This window comes from Plesiomonas sp. (assembly GCF_051650925.1).
Classification (GTDB): Bacteria; Pseudomonadota; Gammaproteobacteria; order Enterobacterales; family CAMTGL01; genus Plesiomonas.
The window spans coordinates 1-1236 of sequence record NZ_JBOFRH010000576.1 but is presented as its reverse complement, the minus strand read 5'-3'; the positions used below and the strand labels follow the sequence as shown (position 1 = coordinate 1236).

2 protein-coding genes are annotated in these 1236 nt (G+C 49.6%); both read right to left on the bottom strand.

The window, feature by feature from the left end:
- Positions 1 to 22: 22 nt before the first annotated feature.
- Entirely contained in the window at positions 23 to 847 is an 825-nt protein-coding gene (locus tag ACRC27_RS13685; RefSeq protein WP_438640132.1) for a flagellin N-terminal helical domain-containing protein, read from the bottom strand.
- 176 nt (positions 848 to 1023) lie between these two features.
- The coding region (locus tag ACRC27_RS13680) for a hypothetical protein (protein WP_438640131.1) at positions 1024 to 1236 on the bottom strand (213 nt) is incomplete at its 5' end.

Below are 1236 nucleotides of genomic sequence, written 5' to 3'. Positions count from 1 at the left end.
ACACGCCTGCGGTCATCGGTCATTAACGCAGCAGACCCATGATCATAGATGGGGTTTGGTTGGCCTGAGACAGCACCGAAATACCCGCTTGCATCATCATGTTTTGCTTGGTCATGTTGGCAGACTCTTTGGCGATGTCAGCATCCATGATACGGCCTTTGGCCACGCTCACGTTCTCTTCGATGTTAGACAGGTTGTTGATGGTAGACTGGAAACGGTTTTGTACCGCACCCAGTTTAGCCATAGAGCTGCCCATTGCAGCAATAGACGTATCAAGGCCTTTAACAACTGCAGCGATGTCAGCAGAACCTGCAATTCCTTTAGAAGGAGAGGCAAATGCAGCGCTAGTATCCACCTTCACAGTAATCTTGTCAGCGGAGGTCATTTCTGCACCCACCTGGAAAGAGATACCTTTATCCAAGCCACCACTCGCAAACAGAGCCTTACCTGCGAAAGAGGTAGTCTTCTGAATACGGGTCAGCTCTTCGTTCAGCGCGGTGAACTCTTCGTTCAGGGCTGTTTTATCTGCAGAGGTGTTAGTACCGTTAGATGATTGCAGAGCCAATTCACGCTGACGTTGCAAAATATTAGACGCTTCTTTCATTGCGCCTTCAGCCGTTTGTGACATAGAGATACCGTCAGCCGCATTACGCTGAGCAACAGACAGACCACGGGTCTGAGTTTCCATACGGTTTGCAATTTGCAGACCGGCAGCATCGTCTTTAGCGCTGTTGATGCGCAGACCGGTAGACAGGCGCTGTTGAGAAGTGTTCAGGCTCAGCTGGGTGCCGGCTAAAGAACGCTGTGCTGTTAGGGAAGGCTGGTTAGTATGAACGGATAATGACATATGATATCTCCTATAATCCTAAAATAGAAAAGGTCTCAAACCTTGTTACTGGTATTAGGCGGAGGAACGCGAGAATTGCTTAAATTTTTTTTATAATCTTTTTAATACGAAGGTGTGAGGTGGCCGGTTCTGGCCACAAAAACGCGCAGGATCAATCCGGCGCGTAGAATCGAGGCTCAACAGGTCAGCAGTGCCACCACAGTCTGGCGCGACACACCAACCTGAGCCAGTAAGCTAGACAGCGGTTTATTGGTGATACGATCAGAAATACCGACAGCATCGGTGTCGGGCATCTGGGTATAGCGCCCTTGCAACTGATGCTCAATCTGCTGCTGATAGCGAGCCAGATCTTGCAGTGAACTGCGGATCTGCTGCATCAGGTGCTCAAT